This window comes from Chelativorans sp., assembly GCF_031180965.1.
In the GTDB taxonomy this organism is placed as follows: Bacteria; Pseudomonadota; Alphaproteobacteria; order Rhizobiales; family Rhizobiaceae; genus Chelativorans.
In genome coordinates this window covers 1-16,456 of the sequence record NZ_JAPSLH010000037.1, presented here as the reverse complement: position 1 = coordinate 16,456, position 16,456 = coordinate 1, and the positions used below count along the sequence as shown (strand labels likewise).

The following is a 16,456-nucleotide window of genomic DNA, read 5'->3' as shown; positions in this document are numbered from 1 at the left end:
ACGCTCGCTCAACTCGGGCCGGCGGCAATGGTTCCGGACCCGATGCCCCGACCAACCCGTGACCTGATCGCCGAACTGCTCGCCACCTATGACGAGCGCCTGCGCACCGCGTTCCTCTCGGCGATCGATGACATCCGGAATGCGATTGTCCTCCGGGTGGTCGTCGAGCGTCTGGAGCGCGGCGATGTGACCGGTGCCATAGAGGCAATGCACCTCGATCCGGATGCCTTCGCCCGGCTGGAACTGGCGATCGCGGAGGCATACAACGCCGGTGGCTCGTCGACGGTCGAAAACCTGCCGAGGATCACCGATCCGGAAGGGGACCGTGTCGTCTTCCGTTTCGGGGCTCGCAACGCCGAGGCAGAGGCGTGGCTGCGCGAGCACTCGTCAACTCTCGTGACGAGGATTGTGGAGGACCAGCGAGAAGCTATCCGCACCGCACTGACCGAGGGCTTGGCTGAGGGGCGAAACCCGCGTTCAACGGCTCTCGATGTTGTCGGGCGCATCTCTCGCACCACCAACCGTCGCGAGGGCGGTATAATCGGCCTCACAGCGTTTCAGGAGCGCGCCGTTGCGCGTGCGCGGCAGGAACTGCTGTCTGGCGACCGCGCGCTTCTGCATGCCTATCTGGAGCGCGGCAGGCGGGACAGGCGCTTCGACCGGACCGTGGCCGCTGCAATTCGTGAGGGGAAGCCAATTCCCCGCGAAATGGTCGACCGGATCACAGGCCGGTATGCGGATCGGCTTTTGGAACTGCGCGGCGAGATGCTGGCTCGCACTGAGACGATGACGGCGCTAGGCAAGAGCCGGGACGATGCTATCCGGCAGCAGATCATCGCGGGGAAGGTCGATGCGCAGGACGTGACGAAGGTCTGGCGCAGCGCCGGAGACGGGCGCGTCAGGCACACCCATCGAATCCTGAACGGCAAGTCCACGCCCATGGATGGCCTCTTCCAGAGCCCGAGCGGTGCCATGCTGCGCTATCCTGGCGATCCGAACGCGCCGGGGGCAGAGATTGTCGGCTGCCGCTGCTGGCTGGAGTACAAGATCGACTACTTCGCCAGTGTAGTGCGCCGGCAGAGGGCGGCGTAGGTGGCCCAGTCCTTCAGCGCCCAAGTGGATGACTGGGTCTTCAGGGTCGAGGGAGCGATCGAGGCGGTATTTCGCGAGGCGGTCCAAGAACTCGTCTCCCAGATGCAGGCGCTGGTTCCGGTAGATACCGGCTTCCTTCGCGCCTCGCTCCGAGCTTCAACCGCTGCCATGCCGGTCCTCTCGCTGGACAATCCGGGCGGCACGTTCACGCCCGACTATGGTCAGATCGAGCTCGTCATCATGGCCGCGGATGTCGGGGAGACGATCTACCTCGGTTACACGGCAAAATACGGCGCCTATGTTCACTACGGCGCAGGCGGGCGGCCGCCGCGGCCATGGGTGGACATGGTTGTTCAGCGCTGGCAGGCGATCGTTGCGGACAAGGCGAGGGAGATCAAATCTCGTCTTGGCCTTTAACGCCGGGCACCTCGTCGGAACCGGTTTCCGACGCATAGAGCAGTGCGAGCGCCAGTCCTGAAAGGGCCTGCCGGGCCGCCTTCAATGCAGTGTCGGCCCTAACCGTCTCGCCCGGTGTGTCGCCGAGCGCGCGGCGCGCGGCCGTGAGCAGATCATGGGCCTGGTTGTCGCTGAGCGGCTTCATCGACAGAGGAATAGCGCAGAATGCCTGCCATAGAAACAGCCCTGTGGCTGGCTCTGCGCGCCCGTGTAGAGACCCTCGTGCTCACGCCTGCGCTGCCGATTGCCTGGCCGAACGAGAGCTTTTCGCCGCCGCTCACGGGCTATCTGCGGGTGAATTGGATACCAAACCTAAACCGGCGGCTCTTCCTGCGCGGCTCCGATCCTCACCAACGGCTCTCGCTGCTGCAGATCGATGTGTTTGCCAAGCTCAACAGGCCGGTGGGCGAGGCGCTGGAGGTTGCCGGCAAGGTGGCCGCGCATTTTCCGGCCGACCTGAGCATGGGCGCGCATGGCGTGATGGCGCGGGTCACCAAGGCGCCGGATGTCGCGCAGCCGTTGCGCGAAGACACGCACTTGATGGTGCCAGTCACCATCTCGATCGAGGCAATCCACTAGGAGATCAGCCATGACACAGGTCGTCTATTCGACCCAGCCCGTCCCGAATATGGAAGGGCGGACATTTAAGAACCCCCGCAGTTTCCTCGCGCCCGTCAAAGGTGCGACGAAGGTCTATCTCAATGGCGATTGGCCGGCCGTGAAAGCCGCCTACGAGCAGATCGGCGTGCCGGTGGCCGATGTAAGTGAGATGCGCGCTCTTCCCAAGACCAGGGCGGAAGAGCAGAAGTAATCCCCTACGAAAGGACAGAACCATGACGGTGACAACCGCATCGGGCTCGAAGGTATTCATCGGGCCTACCACGGCCGCCGACTCGGCGGCGGAATATGCCGCGCTGACCTATGTCGAGATCGGCGAGGTGCAGAGCCTTGGCGAGTTCGGCGACCAGGCCAATGATGTGACCTTCACGTCCCTTTCGGACGGCCGGGTGCGGCACCTGAAGGGCGCCCGGGACGCTGGTGTGCTCGCGCTGGTGTGCGGTCGCGATCCTCTCGATGTCGGCCAGCAGGCAGCGAAGGCGGCCGAGCGGACGAAGTTAGCATATGCCTTCAAGATCGAGGCCGCCGATGCCCCCGACGAAGATCACGCCGACAGCATCTTCTATTTTCACGCACTGGTGCAGTCGGCGCGTGACGCGTTCGGAGAGAACGATGCCGTCGTGACGACCACGTTCAACCTCGGCATCACCACCGCCATCATCGAAGTTCCCTCAGCCCCGGTGGTGCCGTAATGGACCTCTCCAAGTTCGACGGCCTCGCAAAGACCTTCGATGAAGGCGTCGAGGTCGATATTCGGCATCCCGTGACCGGCGAAAAGCTGGGCATGACGGTGACTGTGGCCAGCTATCAGAGCGAGCGGGTGAAGAAGCTGCAGCGTAAGATGGCCAATCAGGCCCTGCGTGAGCAGCGCCGCAATCCAAAAAAGGCGGCCACCATCGAAGAGGTCGAGGAAAAAGCGCACGACCTCATGGTCGCGGCGGTGATCTCCTGGACCGGCTTCGAGCGCGATGGCAAGGAGTTGCCTTGCACGCCAGAGAACGTCCGCGCCGTCGTTTCCAATCCCGACCTGTGGTTCATCGCCGAGCAGATCGACAAAGCGGCTGAGGACAGCCAGGCTTTTATGACGGCCTCGCAAACGATTTGATTTCGTTTGCCGAGGCCCGCTTTGCCCCGGGCGGCGCTGATCTGCAGCCCCCCGAAGCAACCGCGCACGTTTGGGACTGGTACTGCGATCTCTCCGTCTCGTTCGGCGGGATGGGCGGCACGAACTTCCATTCTGAGATCGAGGCCTTTGCCCGCCTCACCGGTGCCGAACCTTCTCCGTGGGAGGTCGACATGCTCCGGGCGCTATTTCGCGTCCACATGGCAGCCCTGGACAAGCGTTCCAAGCAGGGGCCACAGCGGCCGACCGCCGAGGCCTCTGACGGAGCAGGGGTGAAGGGGCTACTGCGGGGCATGGGGGCGAAGACAGCTAAGCGTTGATTCCTTCTGCGGTGACGCTCGCCGCCTTCTCCAAAGCCTCCTCCGCCCACTGGTTGAGACTTTTACCCGAAAGCTCAGCGGCAAGGGCCGCCTTGCGATGAAGCTCGGGCCGAACGCGGAACATCATCTTTCCGGAGTAGGGCTTCTGCGGGTCCTTTCCGATCTTGGCGCACGTATCGATGTAATCGTCCACGGCTTCGTGAAAGGCAGCTTTCAAGCTTGCCACGCTGTCGGCATGGAACCCGATGACATCGTTGATGCCGGCGATACGGCCGACGAAGATTTCGTCTTCCTCGTCGAACTCAATCCGAGCGGCATAGCCCTTGTAAGTCATGGTGTTCACGGCACTACTCCAATCTGCGAAAGGAACTCACGGGCATCCTTGACCTGATAGCGCTTGGCTTCTTTGGCCGGGTGAGGGCGATGGAACGTCGCAACGATGCCATCTTTCTCGAACCTTACCCGAGAGCCGCTGCCTTCGATCACGGTAGCGCCCGTTGCGACAAGCAAGCTCTCGATGTCGGCCCAATCTATCGTGCCGGATACCGGGTTGCGAAAGACTGCCGCCAACGTCTTTTTGTGCTTGCTGTTCATGCTAGCAATGTAGGCCAGACATCGCCGAAATGCAAGCGCAAAGTGCTAGCAAATGTGAATGGTCGGGGAGTAGCTGATCCTTAACGGTTCAATTCCTCAACTGGTTCTTTTGACAGTGAGCGAATTAGGTCATCGCATAATGGTTTTGTGAGTTTGCCGTCCGCGTTCGGCTGTTGCGCTTCCACAGCGGCGATCATCTCGGCCGCGGATGAGCCCAGCAACTTGTGTGCGTGTTCCTTGGCGGCTGCATATGCCTCCGAATCTCCCGTTACCGGGATGCAGTGATACGCCGTTGCAAGTCTGAACCCGGCCTCGTTCGCGGCATCCTGGTCGGAGGCTGCTGCGCCAGTCATCAACATCAACGCAATCAAGGCTCGCATCCTCGTCCTCCCTAAAGGGGCGAGACGCTACCGCACGACAAGGAGAGGAGCAATGGAGATGGTGAGCTTCACCGAGTTCCGTCCCGCGCCGCTCACGATCGACGTTGACTCACCTGACTGGCTGCCGCTCGAAGTTCCTCCGCCAGACGCTCCGCCCATTCCACTGACAGCCCAAACGATTGCTCGTATGTTGAAGCAGGGGCAACTGTTACCAGAACGGGTGCTAATGGTGTTCCATGCGGATTTGGAGCAGCTGTGATGGGCATCCCGATCAACGCAGATTTTGCTGCGAATGATTGTCGTTGCTCTGCCGTGGTGCCTTCTTCCTTTAGCTTTCGGTCCTTCAAGGCACGAAAGGCTGCTCTTGTCCGCTCAACGAGCTTTGCGCCGAACTCGACGGACATAGCCAGTTCGACGATGTTACCCTGAGCATCCGAGATCTTCAGCAGACAGGCTTCCTGGCGTTCGTTCAGCGTTATGCGATCATCGAGATCGACCGGCTGAAAGCGCATAGATTGTGGCATCTTTCCCCTCCCTTTCCCGATCCTCAGCTTAACCGCCCTTTCGTAGGAGAGTCCATTGGCTGATCTGGCGACTCTAGGCATCGCCGTCGACAGCTCGCAGGCGGAGCGCGGCGCGATCTCGCTCCAGAAGCTCTCCGGCGCTGCCCGCATGGCAGAGCAGGCGACCAAGGGGACGGCGTCAGGAGCCCGTGCTGCTGCCCAGGCGAATGCTGTCGTCGCCAGTTCCGCCGACGTTGCGGCGGCTTCCCTGACCCGGCAGGCTGGCGCTGCTCGTCAGGCCGCAGTGGCTGTCAACGACAATATGCGGCGTATGGGCGGCGGCTTTTCCGGTCTTGCTGCCCAGGTTCAGGACATCGGGATTACCGCGGCGATGGGCATGAACCCGATGATCATCGCCCTCCAGCAAGGAACCCAGATCGCCGGTCAAATGGAAGCGGCTATGCAAAACGGTGGATCGGCGGCAGGCGTATTCAGGCAAGCCCTCTTGTCACTGCTGTCTCCGGTTTCTCTGCTGGCAATTGGTTTGACAGCACTGCTTGCGGCCGGCCTGCAGATGGTGGACTGGCCTGCTGCCGCGGCATGGGCTCTGGATATGCTCGCGGGTGCTCTTGAAACTGTAGCGCCGTATGCGGTGGCTGCCGCAGGTGCATTGGCTCTGATCTATGCGCCCTCCATCGTCACCGGACTTGTCAGCCTGATCGCCTTGATCGCTCGTGTTGGCGTAGCCGCCTTGGCTGCCGCCGGATCATTTACGGCAGCTTGGCTCGCCGCCATGGGTCCTGTGGGTTGGTTGGTCACTGCTCTCGCCGCGGTCGGCGCCGCGGCATACCTTCTGCGCGACGAGATCAAGCAAGCTATAGGCGTCGACGTGGTCGCCATCATGAAGGGCGCCGGAAACTTCATCCTCAGCTCATTCGAAGTCGTCTACTCCGAGATGAAGTTCCTATGGGCGACCTTCCCGGAGATCATTGCAGTAGCTGTTTTTAGCGCAGTCGATTTCCTTATCTCAGGCGTCAACAATATGGTGCGGGCCGCAGCCGCCGGCATCGACGAATTGATCTCCTACGCGAACAAGATTCCCGGCGTGAAGTTGGAGCCGATCGGCGACCCCGGAGACCTGATAAGCCCGATCGGAGATGGCGGAGCTGGAGCAAGATTGGGCGCGGCCAACAGAAACCAAGCCGCAGAATACGAGCGCATTATGGCCCAAGATCGCCTCGGCCAGTTTGGCGCTGCAATCGGTGAGGGCGCCTCCGCAGCTTCGGAGAAGCTCCGCGAGCTTGCCACCTGGATGACGACTGTCGACGAGAAGGGCAAGAAAAAGCGCGGAGCGAAAACAGAGGCCGAAAAGTACCAAGACGTCGTCGATGGAGCGAACCGCCGTATCGCCACTCTCCGCGCCGAGCAGGAGGCCCTCGGGCTGACGGAGTTCGAAGCGGCAAAGCTTCGCTACGAGACCGATTTGCTCAACGAGGCCCAGCAGAAGGGCATCACTCTAACCGAGGGCCAGCGTGCAGCCCTTTCCGCGCTCGCCGGAACAATGGCCGGCGTTGAGGTGGCGACTGAGCGGGTAAAGGAGGCCATGGCCTTCGCGAAGGACCTGACGCGAGGTTTCATCAATGATCTCCAATCGGGACTTGAGCAGGGCAAGGGCTTCTGGGAGAGCTTCGGCAACGCTGCACTGAATGTGCTGAACAAGATAACAGATAAGCTGCTCGGCGACGTGCTCGACGCCATTTTCAGGGTGAGCAACGCGGGCGGTGGCGGTGGCGGCGGAATATTCGGTTGGCTCGGCAAGCTGCTTGGCTTCGGCGGTGGCGGCTATTCGCCGGCCGCCTCCTCAGTGCTCGCGGGCGGTGGCGCTGGCCTCTATGCAAACGGCGCTGCATTCAACCGCGGCAACGTCATCCCGTTCGCCGCCGGCGGTATCGTGACCAGCCCGACGGTGTTTCCGATGGCGAAGGGGATCGGCCTGATGGGCGAGGCCGGACCCGAAGCGATTATGCCGCTGCGGCGAACGCCGGACGGGCGGCTGGGGGTGGAAGCGCGTGGAGCGGTGAACGACGCTCCGCAGCGCGTCAGCATCAACGTTAATGTGAGTGGCGCGCGCGGGAATACGGAGATCCGGGACATGGTGGCTGAGGGCGTGCAACAGGGCCTCACCCAATATGATCGTGAAGTCCTTCCGCGCCGATGGAGCCAAATCGCTCGCGACCCGAACGCTGTGGGTTGACTATGACTTTGAACTTCCCTCTTCCGCTCACTGATTTCGCCGATTTGCTCAGCATTGAGACCGTCGCGTGGAAGCTGGAGCGCTGGGATGAGTATTCCGGGCTCGGCAATGGCGATGTGATTGCCGCCGAGCTCGCGCCTCCGCGCTGGTCTGGCGACGTGTCGATCGCGCCGATGTACAACGACGATGCTGCGAGCGTTCAGGCGCTGATCGAGAGTTTGGATGGCGCGATCAACAGCTTCTATCTTTATGCCCCTCAGAAGGCATTCCCAATGGCCGATCCTGATGGAACGCTTCTCGGTAGCGCTACTCCTACGATCGGCTCCCTCGGGGCGAACAACAAGTCATTGACGGTGTCAGGGCTGCCGGCAGGCTACGTCCTCACGAGAGGAGACCTCTTCTCCTTCGACTACGGCACGAACCCGGTCCGGCGAGGCTTTCATCGAGTGGCGGAGACTGTCATGGCGTCAGCTGGCGGCGTCACGCCCTCCTTCGAAGTTCGCCCTCACTTTCGGCCGGGGGTGACCACGGGGCGTCCTATCACGCTAATCAAGCCCGCCGCCAAGGTCTTCATCATGCCCGGCAGTTTCAATCCAGGGACCGCGTCCGGTCCGATCACTTCGGGCATGTCGTTTCAGGTGATGCAGCGCCCATGAGATCCTATGTCGATTCCGCCAGCGCCGCTGCGATCCAGTCTCGCACGGGCATCATCCCGGTCAACTTCATCTGGATCCAGGCGAAGAACCGCCAGACGGGCGAGATCGAGGCCGTTGGCTTCTGGAGCGGCTGGGATGCCGTCACGGCGCCCGTGCTCAACCCGGATACGATGTTGCCGGTGGTGCGGCCGTACCAGGCAGGCGGTTCCGTCATCGACGTGCCGGCAATTCCGCTGGAAAGTGATCTGACGATCCGCACCATTCGCATTCGGCTTTCCCAGATCAACGACGCGGTCGAGAACGCAATCCGCGGCTACGACCCTCGCCTGGCTCCGGTCGAAATCCATCGCGGCTTCATGGATACGAATACCCACCTTCTCGTCGCCCCCGCGCTCCCTCGCTTCATCGGCTGGATCAATGGCGCGCCGATCAGAACGCCGGCAGTCGGCGGCGAGGGTGGGATCGAAATCGCCTGCGTCTCGCACACCCGGTCGCTGACCAAGGTGAACCCGATGCGCCGGTCCGACGAGCAGCAGCGGCTTCGCCAGGACGATCGCTTCCGCCGCTATACCGGTGCCGCTGGGGCTTGGCTGCAGAATATCCATTGGGGCGAGGCGAAGTCGAAGGACTCTTCCAACCCGACGTTCGGACCGCTGCCGACATGGAGATAAGCTCATCTGCGATCAGGCGCCTTCCGGACTGGCGCGGCAGGCTGTTCGCCTATGTCGAGGAAGTGGCGCGGAAACCCTTCACCTGGGGTCATCACGATTGTGCGCTCTTTGCCGCCGGTGCGGTCGAGGCGATGACTGGTCACGACATCGCTGCGCCCTTTCGAGCCCGCTACAAGACGCTGCCAGGCGGTATGCGGCTGCTGAAGCGCAAGGGCTCCAGGGATCATGCCGAGTATGCCGCATCGATCTTTGAAGAGATCCATCCCTCGCATGCACAGGTGGGCGACCTCGCGGCGATCGATGATGACGGCCATATCGCTCTCGGCGTCGTCCAGGGGGCTCGCATCTACGTTCTGAGGCCGGAGGCGAGGGGCATCGGCACGGTCGAATTGCTGCACGCCGCGAGAGCCTTTCGCGTGCCCTTCGCCACCACCTAAACGAACCAGACAGGTCCGACATGAAGCTTCTGCGTCTCGCGGCGTGGACCATCTGGTTCATGCTTGCATGGACGGCGCTTGCGCACGCTGGGCCCGTCGGCGCCGCCATTGGCGCTATAGCGACATGGTTCGCCAAGGGCAGCGTCCTTGCTAAGGTCATTTCGCTTGCATTCGGCATAGCGCTCAAGGTTGGCGGCTCGCTGCTTCTGCAGGCGACGGCGAAGAAGCAGGCGCAGCCCGGCATCACGGCTCAGGTACAGCTTGGGGGCGCTAACTCCGGCTCCTTCATCGTCGGCACCTATGCCACCGCCGGCCAACTCGAATATATCGGGACGTGGGGTAGGTCGGGGAAAACACCGAACGCCTACGTCTCGCAGGTGATTTCCCTTTCGGACGTGCCGCTTTCGGCCATCCTTCCGCGCATCTGGGTGAACGGCGAGACCTGTACCATTGACTTCGGCAATCTCGAAGGCACGGGCTATGTCGTTCCGGAATTCACCGAGGGGCTGGGCGGCGATCATTTCTGGGTAGCCATCGAGTACGGCACCCAGACGGCGGCCAACGCCTTTCTGATGGAGAAGTTCGGCGGCGATGCGGAGCGCCCGTGGAAGGCCGACATGATCGGCCGGGGCGTGGCCTATGTCATCGTCACGGCTCAGTTCAATCGCGAGCTCTTCACCGCTATCCCGCAGGTGCGCGTCGAGACCCAGGGCATCAAGCTCTACGACCCGCGCAAGGACAGCACGGTCGGCGGCTCTGGTGCCCAGCGCTGGGGACAGGAGGCCACATACGAGTTCACCGACAACCCGGCGGTGATCATCTACAACATCCTGCGCGGCATCTATTTCCAAGGCGAATGGGTCTATGGCCCGAAGGTGCCGGCGCCGCGACTTCCGCTGTCGAACTGGTTCGCGGCAATGAACGAATGCGACGTGCTCGTCGCGAAGGAAGGAGGTGGCACAGAAAAGCAGTTCCGCTGCGGCTACGAGATCAAGGTGGCCGAGCAAGAGCCGATCGATGTCATCCAGGAGCTTTTGAAGGCCTGCAATGGCCGCATGGCCGAGATCGGCGGCATCTACAAAATCCACGTCGGTGCCCCGCCGCTGCCCGTCTTCTTCTGCTCCGACGAGGACTTCGTCGTCACCACCGAGCAGGAATATGACCCATTCCCCGGCCTTGAAGCCACGTTCAACGGTGTGGCGGCGACCTATCCGGAGCCGGAGGCGGCATGGGAGATGAAGGATGCGCCGCAAAGGCGCTATCCGGAATACGAGGCTCAGGACGACGACCGGATCCTGCTTGCCGACGTGCAATTCAATGCGGCTCCGTTCGCGCTGCAGGTACAGCGGCTGATGAAGGCGCTGGCGCTGGAGAACCGGCGCTTCCGCAAGAACAACGGCACACTGGCGCCCGCCGCCTTCATTCTCGAGCCGCTTGACGTGATCTCGTGGACGAGCGCGCGCAACGGCTATGTCAGCAAGCGCTTCCTGATCAATTCGATGGACGACCAGGCGAACGTCAATCAGGCGGTCGCGCTGATCGAGGTCGATCCTTCGGATTATGACTGGTCGCCGAGCGACGAAATCCCGTGGACAGTAGGTCCGCTGGTGCCGCGCTGGCCAGTGCCTCAGCCCATGACGGGCTGGCAGGTGCAGCCGGCCATCTTCTACGATGCGACGGGCAATGCGCGCCGCCCCTCCATCGAGGTTTTTTACGATGGGGACCAGGAGGACGTGCGCGCCGTGCGCGTGCTGGTGAGGCTCGCGGCTACCGATGCGATCGTCTTCGATGGCGAGGTGCCGTTCGACAGGTCGTTGCCCGGCGACCCGAACTATCCGACAAGCTCCACTATCCTGAACGGCGTCTTCCTGCCGAACACGGGATATGAAGTTTCGGGCAAATACATTCCGTTCTCGGGCCGTGCGACGGAATGGTCGGCGTGGCTGACGGTCGTTACGCCGGATGTTCGCTTCGGCCCCAGCGACATCTACCCGATCGACATCGGGCAGCTGGGGCAGGAGGTAAAAAACCTGCTCGACTGGATGGGCGGCAACGATCGTACAATCTGGGATGAGATCGAGCGGCTGAACCAGCTCGTCTCCGATCAGAGCGGGCAGAACTTCCTCGATAAACAGGAGCTGCGCCGCGAGGTCGTTGCCACGGCTGGGAACCTCTCTGCCAAGTTCACCGAGCAGATCACCGTTGCGGTCAGCGCAACACAGGCTGTGGCGCAGCGCGTCGAAGTGCTTGAGGCGAAGTTCAACGACCCTGCCACGGGTCTTCAGGCGACTGCAACGGCCCTGAATGCGGTCACCGCGCGCGTGAGCACGGCCGAGGGAAACATCAGCGCCAACACTTCGGCGATTACCCAGCTCACGAGCCAGGTCGGTGCAGTTTCGGCAGACGCGCTGTTTCGGGCGGAGAGCTATGCCGACTGGGCGGGGGGATGGGCAAGCATTGGCCTGCGAACGCGCGTCAGCACCTCCCTCAGCTTTGCGCAGGCAGCGGTCCTTCTGCAATCCAAGTCGGACGGCACGGCGCGCGTTGCCCTGGTAGCGCCGCAGATCGTGCTCGCCAATGACGTCAATGGCAGCATCGCTTTCGCGCCCTTCGTGTTCCAAGGCAACACGGCCTACATGCAGAACATCAAGGTTCAATGGGCCGACATCGTCAACGCGGACATCACCTGGGCGCAGATCCAGAACGCGGTGGTCAACAATCTTCAAGTGACCAACGCGATGATCGCCAACCTTGCCGTCGACACGCTGAAGATCGCGGGCGACGCGATCCACGTCACGAACAATGCATACGACGCCGCGACCGTCACTGTTCAGCAAACGGGATATTCTGACGTCATTTCCCTTTCCCTCACGGTCCCTGCAAGCTCATTGAACGTCCGCATAATATTCGCCTGCATCACCTCAAACGTGAATCTCGCGTTCCTTGTCGACGGCACGGAGATTACCAGGTTCAACGGCGTATCGGGGGGTGCGATAATCCCCGGAAACATCAGCAACGTCCAACTGGAATATGTTTGGCTTGCACCCACGGCGGGAGCCCACACCTTCACCATCAGGGCTCAGTCGAACCAGTCGGGAACGGCCGGCGTAAGCGAACGTCGGTTACACGTGCAGGCACAGCGCCGTTAGACCCTCCACATCCTAGGAAACCCAAATGGCCGAGAATGAACCCGGTGCGGCACCCGCTGCGCCGCAACAACACGTCGTGCCCACCGATGCCGTCGGTGCGCTGTTCCAGCGCCGGTGGGAGCAGGAATGCAGCACAAGCCTGCTCCTGGCGGAGGAGGTCAGGAAGCTGAGCCTCCTCGTCCAGCAGCAGCGTGACGCAATGGAAGCGATGAAGGAACGGCTCGAAAGGGCGGAGAAGAAGAATGCCGGGAAGACCTGATTATAGACCGGCCGGCGCGACGATCACGCTCACGGCAGGAAGCACAGCCTTCACTACGACCGGTGCGGCGCTCCAGATGGCCGCGGTCAATACCGGCGACACGATATGGGTCAACGGCCTGTTTCTGATCATCGGAACCATCACGGGGCAGAATGCCGGAACGCTTGCCGATCCTTGCCCGGCAGGCGCCGCCGGCACGCATCCGCTCGTCATCCGCTACCAACCCGACGGCTCGCGGCTCTCCGCCTTCGTGCAAGACCTCACGACCAAGCTGGCGAGCGGGAACGTGGATGCCTTCGCGGGGCTGACTCTCGCTGCCGACACGCTGCCCTATGGCACGGGCGCGGGGCAGATGGGGTTGACGGCGCTCACGGCAGCGGCGCGCGCACTGCTCAATCTTCAAGGCACGGCCGCCGTTAACAAGCTGCCCTTCCTCGACACTTCCGGCTCCGCCGCCCTCGCCGACCTGACACCATTTGCACGCACGCTTCTGGACGACGCAAACGCTGCAGCCATGCTCGGCACGCTCGGAGCTATGCCGCAGACCAGGACTATACCCAACGGGAACTATAATCAGGCAATCGAGAGCGGCCTTTACACGGGCGCGGGCGCCGGTGCTGCGAATGCCCCTCCGGGTAGCGTTCTGCCATACGGGCCGCTGCTGGTGCAAAGATCGACCTTTGCTATCACTCAGATCGTCACGTTCGCCTATGCCGCCGGTGGCGCCGCGGTGGAGATGGCCATGCGTGGGTCGAACGACAGCGGCGCAACTTGGTCGCCGTGGCGAATGCTCGTCGAAACAGCGGGCACGAATGGCAACGGGCGCTACGTGCGTTTTCAGGACGGCTCACAGCTCTGCAGGCATACCATAACGATGACTCCTGCATCTCTCGTAGCCGCCGGCGCGATCTTCAGGGACGTTACCAGCATGCCGTGGTGGACCTTTCCTGCTGCTTTCGCTGAAGCGCCCTCAGTTCGTATCGCGCCGAGGAGCACCATCTATTGGGCTGGCGCAGGCCAGATAAGCGCAACGGCAACCACCGAAACCGTGATCTATTGCTATACCAACTTTTCGGCATCGATCACGGTTGACCTTTTCGCATTCGGGAGATGGCAATGAGAATATCGTTCTCCCCCCAGCGTCGCTGGGCCACCGCGCTGGTCGTGGAGAAGACCAGCGGCGATCGGTTGCGCATCAACGGAGAGTTGTTCAACTTCAATGCGATTCCGGACGGAGGAACGATCCCGGCCGGCGAAATCCCTTGCGAGTGGATTGTCGGTCCCGTCGAGCGGATCGATGGGGAGGTGCGCGTCACACTCATCTTGCCGCACGGACCGAACCCGTCGCATGCCGTCGCCTTTCCGGAGCCAATCACGGTGACGGAGGACGGGCCGATCGAGGTGCCGTCTGATCCGGAGCCGTCCATGGCAATCGAGGAGCCAACCAATGTGGACGCCTGATCCCTCCATCATCATCACGGCCGAGCAGAAAGCTGAGCAGGCGCGCCAGCAGACGCTTGCTACCTTCAAGGCGGGCATACAGGCGCATATCGATGTGCAGGCGCAGGAAAGAGACTACGCCGACGGCCATGCACTCGCCAACTACGCCAACTCGACCGTTCCTCAATGGAAGGCAGAAGCCGAGACGTTCATCGCCTGGCGGGACGCCGTATGGGTCTACAGCTATGCTGAACTCTCCAAAGTCCAGGTAGGTGAGCGACCAGTGCCGGCGCTCGACGAGTTCTTAGCCGAGCTGCCCAACTTGGACTGGCCAATCCAGCCTGATCTGTCGTCGGTCTAGGGAGCGGTGGAGGCAGAGGCGGGCAGGCGGTCCTCGATTGACCTGCTCACATGAGGCCCGACCGGCCCGGTGGTCGAGCGCATAAAGCGCTTTTCAACACCCAAGTGAAGTCCGACAGAAAGGATATAGGCGGCGCCGATTGCCAAGAGGATCGCCGCTTCAGCGCTCAATCCATTGTCGATTGCCCAGTACATGACGGCGTATCCGAGAAGAGCGTGCACGACATAAAGCGGATAGCTGATATTGGCGAGATGATTGAACCCTGGGATCAACCGGATGCGGTCGTGCAGCAAGAACCCTGCGGCAAAAACCGCCATTGCGACGAGGTATCCAGCCATCCATTCCCATGTATAGACAGTGCGGTCCGAACAGAGCCACACGGCGATGCTCAGCGTCACGACCGCGGCATGGACGCCAAGAAACGATGAGCTGGAAATCTGCCTTGTGAACAGCGCGTGATAGGCCAGGCCCAGGATCAGCAATATTGACGCCCAGAGCTGGAAACCGGTGTTGCCGACTACGTTGTAAAGGCCATGATGAAGAGCAAGAGTGCTGGCGATTGACAGGGCAGCCACTGCGATCGCAGCGCCCACAAGGCCCCAAGCCCCGCGCGCAAAGACCCGCGCTCCGACGGCCGCCATTACAATGTAAAAGACAAGCTCCACCTCGAGCGTCCAACTGATGCCGTCGATGCGACCATACCCCAGAACGCCGCGCGTCAGGATGCCGAAGTGGGACAAAATGTGCGGCGTCGTGTAGCCAAAGTCAGACCCGGCATAGCGGGTGAGAACCCAAATCGATGCGATGACGGCGCCGAAGCCAGCGATGTAGACCGGAAAGATGCGGAGCGCCCGGCGCGTCATGAACGACATTCGGCTCCCTGACCGAATGGAAAACGGGATCACGAAGCCGCTGATGATGAAGAAGACTCCCACGCCGAACTGACCCAACACAGTTCCGTAACCCCCGATCAGGCTGACCACGCCGGTTGGAGCGGGAAGTTCGGCCAGTGGCGGTACCTGGAGCAGGCCTGCAAGGCCTTCATGATGCACGAAGAACGTGGAGCAATAGTGGGCGACGAGAACCGACAGTGCGGCCACGCCGCGCAGCATATGCGCAAATTCGATCTTCTTCGACATCAACGGCCCGCTGGGAAGTTCTCCCGGCCATACAGCAAATCCCGCTAGGATTAAAGCCGCGCGTCGCCCGGCCTTCACCAATTCGCCTGACATCCAAAAAGGACACATCCCATGCTTGACACTGCGACCGCTCGCGCGGTCCGGCGCATTGCCGCGCGCATGAAAGTCGAGGCCGAAGTGCTCATGGCCGTGATCGAGGTCGAGAGCGACGGCAAGACCTATGCGACTGTGGAAGGCCGCAAGGAGCCGCTGATCCGCTTTGAGGGGCACTATTTCGACCGGCGTCTCACGGGCAAGGAGCGCGAGCGGGCACGGAAGGAAGGGCTTGCCCATCCGAACGCCGGCGCGGTCAAGAACCCATCGAGCCAGGCCGCGCGCTGGCGGATGCTCAGGGCGGCTATGGCGATCGACGAGGACGCTGCGCTCGAAAGCGCATCCTACGGCGTAGGGCAGGTGATGGGCGCCCATTGGAAGGCGCTCGGCTACGAGAGCGTGCAGGCCATGGTCGCGGCGGTCCGGAAGGATGTCGCCGGCCAGATCGAGGCGATGGCGTGCTACATCGAGAAATTCGGCCTCGCCGACGAACTGCAGCGCAAAGACTTCACCGCCTTCGCCCGCGGCTACAACGGGCCGGGCTATTCGAGGAACCGCTACCACACGAAGATGGCGGCCGCCTATGCCCGACTATCCGGCAAGAAGCCGGTCTCTGCCGCGTCCGGCATGCTGCGCATGGGCTCCAAGGGCGCGCGGGTGAGGGAGCTTCAGGCGCTGCTCGTGCGCGCCGGCTACGCGGTCAAGGTGGACGGCGACTATGGGCCGAGCACCAAGGCGGCCTTGACCGAGTTCCAGCGCGCCAGAAAGATCACTGCAGATGGCGTAGCCGGTCCCGAGACCATGCGCGCTCTGTCGTCGTTCAAGGTCGCGCCGGAGGAGGTTCCGGGCTCGCTGGGGCCGCTGGAGACCGAAGAGGCGAAGCAGGGCGGTGCGGCAGTCGTCACCGGGGC

Annotated in this window: 23 protein-coding genes; 17 read left to right on the top strand and 6 right to left on the bottom strand. The window is 62.2% G+C overall.

Features of this window, described 5'->3' with window-relative positions; genetic code table 11:
* The first annotated feature begins 42 nt into the window (after positions 1–42).
* Positions 43–1,092, top strand: a complete 1,050-nt coding sequence (locus tag RIN79_RS19635) for a head morphogenesis protein (RefSeq protein ID WP_309086395.1) — start codon at positions 43–45, stop codon at positions 1,090–1,092.
* Positions 1,093–1,509: an HK97 gp10 family phage protein gene (locus RIN79_RS19630; protein WP_309086394.1), complete on the top strand. Its 417-nt coding sequence runs from the start codon at positions 1,093–1,095 to the stop codon at positions 1,507–1,509. It abuts the gene before it with no gap.
* On the opposite strand, the gene RIN79_RS19625 is transcribed toward RIN79_RS19630, so the two are convergent.
* Positions 1,487–1,693 (bottom strand): hypothetical protein, encoded by a 207-nt coding sequence (locus RIN79_RS19625; RefSeq protein ID WP_309086393.1) that lies wholly within the window; start codon positions 1,691–1,693, stop codon positions 1,487–1,489. The two genes, RIN79_RS19630 and RIN79_RS19625, sit on opposite strands and share 23 nt — an antisense overlap.
* A gap of 20 nt (positions 1,694–1,713) precedes the next feature.
* Here RIN79_RS19625 and RIN79_RS19620 point away from each other — a divergent pair, with 20 nt between their 5' ends.
* The 5 genes from RIN79_RS19620 to RIN79_RS19600 are packed head-to-tail and all read left to right on the top strand — an operon-like array spanning position 1,714 to position 3,609.
* Positions 1,714–2,127, top strand: a complete 414-nt coding sequence (locus RIN79_RS19620) for a DUF4128 domain-containing protein (RefSeq protein WP_309086392.1) — start codon at positions 1,714–1,716, stop codon at positions 2,125–2,127.
* 10 nt (positions 2,128–2,137) lie between these two features.
* Complete coding sequence (locus RIN79_RS19615) at positions 2,138–2,359, top strand: hypothetical protein (protein WP_309086391.1); 222 nt, start codon at positions 2,138–2,140, stop codon at positions 2,357–2,359.
* Positions 2,360–2,381: 22 nt separating this feature from the next.
* A complete protein-coding gene (locus RIN79_RS19610; protein ID WP_309086390.1) occupies positions 2,382–2,858 on the top strand; it encodes an iron ABC transporter substrate-binding protein in 477 nt (158 codons plus the stop codon).
* Complete coding sequence (locus tag RIN79_RS19605; protein ID WP_309086389.1) at positions 2,858–3,271, top strand: hypothetical protein; 414 nt, start codon at positions 2,858–2,860, stop codon at positions 3,269–3,271. Before RIN79_RS19610 ends, RIN79_RS19605 begins: the two co-directional genes overlap by 1 nt.
* Positions 3,268–3,609, top strand: a complete 342-nt coding sequence (locus tag RIN79_RS19600; RefSeq protein ID WP_309086388.1) for a hypothetical protein — start codon at positions 3,268–3,270, stop codon at positions 3,607–3,609. The genes RIN79_RS19605 and RIN79_RS19600 overlap by 4 nt, the downstream gene beginning before the upstream one ends.
* Here the strand turns inward: RIN79_RS19600 and RIN79_RS19595 are convergent.
* From RIN79_RS19595 to RIN79_RS19580, 4 genes are all read right to left on the bottom strand, one after another.
* Positions 3,599–3,952 carry a type II toxin-antitoxin system HicB family antitoxin gene (locus RIN79_RS19595; RefSeq protein WP_309086387.1) on the bottom strand — a complete coding sequence of 118 codons (354 nt, stop codon included), beginning with the start codon at positions 3,950–3,952 and terminating at the stop codon, positions 3,599–3,601. The genes RIN79_RS19600 and RIN79_RS19595 overlap by 11 nt on opposite strands.
* Positions 3,949–4,203: a type II toxin-antitoxin system HicA family toxin gene (locus RIN79_RS19590; protein ID WP_309086386.1), complete on the bottom strand. Its 255-nt coding sequence runs from the start codon at positions 4,201–4,203 to the stop codon at positions 3,949–3,951. The genes RIN79_RS19595 and RIN79_RS19590 overlap by 4 nt, the downstream gene beginning before the upstream one ends.
* A gap of 80 nt (positions 4,204–4,283) precedes the next feature.
* Positions 4,284–4,583 (bottom strand): hypothetical protein, encoded by a 300-nt coding sequence (locus RIN79_RS19585; RefSeq protein WP_309086385.1) that lies wholly within the window; start codon positions 4,581–4,583, stop codon positions 4,284–4,286.
* Positions 4,584–4,675: 92 nt separating this feature from the next.
* Positions 4,676–5,107 (bottom strand): hypothetical protein, encoded by a 432-nt coding sequence (locus tag RIN79_RS19580; protein WP_309086384.1) that lies wholly within the window; start codon positions 5,105–5,107, stop codon positions 4,676–4,678.
* Positions 5,108–5,162: 55 nt separating this feature from the next.
* On the opposite strand from RIN79_RS19580, the gene RIN79_RS19575 reads away from it, so the two are divergent.
* From RIN79_RS19575 to RIN79_RS19535, 9 genes are read left to right on the top strand one after another with little or no spacing between them, the layout of a single operon-like run.
* Positions 5,163–7,340 carry a phage tail length tape measure family protein gene (locus tag RIN79_RS19575; RefSeq protein ID WP_309086383.1) on the top strand — a complete coding sequence of 726 codons (2,178 nt, stop codon included), beginning with the start codon at positions 5,163–5,165 and terminating at the stop codon, positions 7,338–7,340.
* Positions 7,341–7,342: 2 nt separating this feature from the next.
* Positions 7,343–7,996 carry a hypothetical protein gene (locus tag RIN79_RS19570; protein WP_309086382.1) on the top strand — a complete coding sequence of 218 codons (654 nt, stop codon included), beginning with the start codon at positions 7,343–7,345 and terminating at the stop codon, positions 7,994–7,996.
* On the top strand, positions 7,993–8,667 hold the full coding sequence (locus RIN79_RS19565; RefSeq protein ID WP_309086381.1) for a hypothetical protein: 675 nt from the start codon (positions 7,993–7,995) through the stop codon (positions 8,665–8,667). Before RIN79_RS19570 ends, RIN79_RS19565 begins: the two co-directional genes overlap by 4 nt.
* Positions 8,658–9,104, top strand: coding sequence for a DUF6950 family protein (locus tag RIN79_RS19560; protein WP_309086380.1), 447 nt, complete (start codon positions 8,658–8,660; stop codon positions 9,102–9,104). Before RIN79_RS19565 ends, RIN79_RS19560 begins: the two co-directional genes overlap by 10 nt.
* Positions 9,105–9,124: 20 nt before the next feature.
* Entirely contained in the window at positions 9,125–12,253 is a 3,129-nt protein-coding gene (locus RIN79_RS19555; RefSeq protein ID WP_309086379.1) for a phage tail protein, read from the top strand.
* 25 nt (positions 12,254–12,278) lie between these two features.
* Positions 12,279–12,512: a hypothetical protein gene (locus tag RIN79_RS19550; protein WP_309086378.1), complete on the top strand. Its 234-nt coding sequence runs from the start codon at positions 12,279–12,281 to the stop codon at positions 12,510–12,512.
* Complete coding sequence (locus RIN79_RS19545; RefSeq protein WP_309086377.1) at positions 12,496–13,632, top strand: hypothetical protein; 1,137 nt, start codon at positions 12,496–12,498, stop codon at positions 13,630–13,632. Before RIN79_RS19550 ends, RIN79_RS19545 begins: the two co-directional genes overlap by 17 nt.
* Positions 13,629–13,973 carry a hypothetical protein gene (locus RIN79_RS19540; protein WP_309086376.1) on the top strand — a complete coding sequence of 115 codons (345 nt, stop codon included), beginning with the start codon at positions 13,629–13,631 and terminating at the stop codon, positions 13,971–13,973. The genes RIN79_RS19545 and RIN79_RS19540 overlap by 4 nt, the downstream gene beginning before the upstream one ends.
* Positions 13,960–14,313 (top strand): hypothetical protein, encoded by a 354-nt coding sequence (locus tag RIN79_RS19535; protein WP_309086375.1) that lies wholly within the window; start codon positions 13,960–13,962, stop codon positions 14,311–14,313. Before RIN79_RS19540 ends, RIN79_RS19535 begins: the two co-directional genes overlap by 14 nt.
* Here RIN79_RS19535 and RIN79_RS19530 read toward each other — a convergent pair.
* Positions 14,310–15,452: an acyltransferase gene (locus RIN79_RS19530; protein WP_309086374.1), complete on the bottom strand. Its 1,143-nt coding sequence runs from the start codon at positions 15,450–15,452 to the stop codon at positions 14,310–14,312. The two genes, RIN79_RS19535 and RIN79_RS19530, sit on opposite strands and share 4 nt — an antisense overlap.
* Positions 15,453–15,563: 111 nt before the next feature.
* On the opposite strand from RIN79_RS19530, the gene RIN79_RS19525 reads away from it, so the two are divergent.
* Positions 15,564–16,456, top strand: an 893-nt coding sequence (locus RIN79_RS19525) for an N-acetylmuramidase domain-containing protein (RefSeq protein WP_309086373.1), incomplete at its 3' end; no start/stop codon positions are given.

Coding starts and splice junctions, on each gene's coding strand:
- RIN79_RS19590 (WP_309086386.1), bottom strand. CDS start 4,203: ATGAACAGCAAGCACAAAAAGACGTTGGCGGCAGTCTTTCGCAACCCG.
- RIN79_RS19535 (WP_309086375.1), top strand. CDS start 13,960: ATGTGGACGCCTGATCCCTCCATCATCATCACGGCCGAGCAGAAAGCT.
- RIN79_RS19555 (WP_309086379.1), top strand. CDS start 9,125: ATGAAGCTTCTGCGTCTCGCGGCGTGGACCATCTGGTTCATGCTTGCA.
- RIN79_RS19605 (WP_309086389.1), top strand. CDS start 2,858: ATGGACCTCTCCAAGTTCGACGGCCTCGCAAAGACCTTCGATGAAGGC.
- RIN79_RS19530 (WP_309086374.1), bottom strand. CDS start 15,452: ATGTCGAAGAAGATCGAATTTGCGCATATGCTGCGCGGCGTGGCCGCA.
- RIN79_RS19565 (WP_309086381.1), top strand. CDS start 7,993: ATGAGATCCTATGTCGATTCCGCCAGCGCCGCTGCGATCCAGTCTCGC.
- RIN79_RS19580 (WP_309086384.1), bottom strand. CDS start 5,107: ATGCCACAATCTATGCGCTTTCAGCCGGTCGATCTCGATGATCGCATA.
- RIN79_RS19550 (WP_309086378.1), top strand. CDS start 12,279: ATGGCCGAGAATGAACCCGGTGCGGCACCCGCTGCGCCGCAACAACAC.
- RIN79_RS19560 (WP_309086380.1), top strand. CDS start 8,658: ATGGAGATAAGCTCATCTGCGATCAGGCGCCTTCCGGACTGGCGCGGC.
- RIN79_RS19625 (WP_309086393.1), bottom strand. CDS start 1,693: ATGAAGCCGCTCAGCGACAACCAGGCCCATGATCTGCTCACGGCCGCG.
- RIN79_RS19585 (WP_309086385.1), bottom strand. CDS start 4,583: ATGCGAGCCTTGATTGCGTTGATGTTGATGACTGGCGCAGCAGCCTCC.
- RIN79_RS19540 (WP_309086376.1), top strand. CDS start 13,629: ATGAGAATATCGTTCTCCCCCCAGCGTCGCTGGGCCACCGCGCTGGTC.
- RIN79_RS19615 (WP_309086391.1), top strand. CDS start 2,138: ATGACACAGGTCGTCTATTCGACCCAGCCCGTCCCGAATATGGAAGGG.
- RIN79_RS19545 (WP_309086377.1), top strand. CDS start 12,496: ATGCCGGGAAGACCTGATTATAGACCGGCCGGCGCGACGATCACGCTC.
- RIN79_RS19620 (WP_309086392.1), top strand. CDS start 1,714: ATGCCTGCCATAGAAACAGCCCTGTGGCTGGCTCTGCGCGCCCGTGTA.
- RIN79_RS19635 (WP_309086395.1), top strand. CDS start 43: ATGCCCCGACCAACCCGTGACCTGATCGCCGAACTGCTCGCCACCTAT.
- RIN79_RS19610 (WP_309086390.1), top strand. CDS start 2,382: ATGACGGTGACAACCGCATCGGGCTCGAAGGTATTCATCGGGCCTACC.
- RIN79_RS19570 (WP_309086382.1), top strand. CDS start 7,343: ATGACTTTGAACTTCCCTCTTCCGCTCACTGATTTCGCCGATTTGCTC.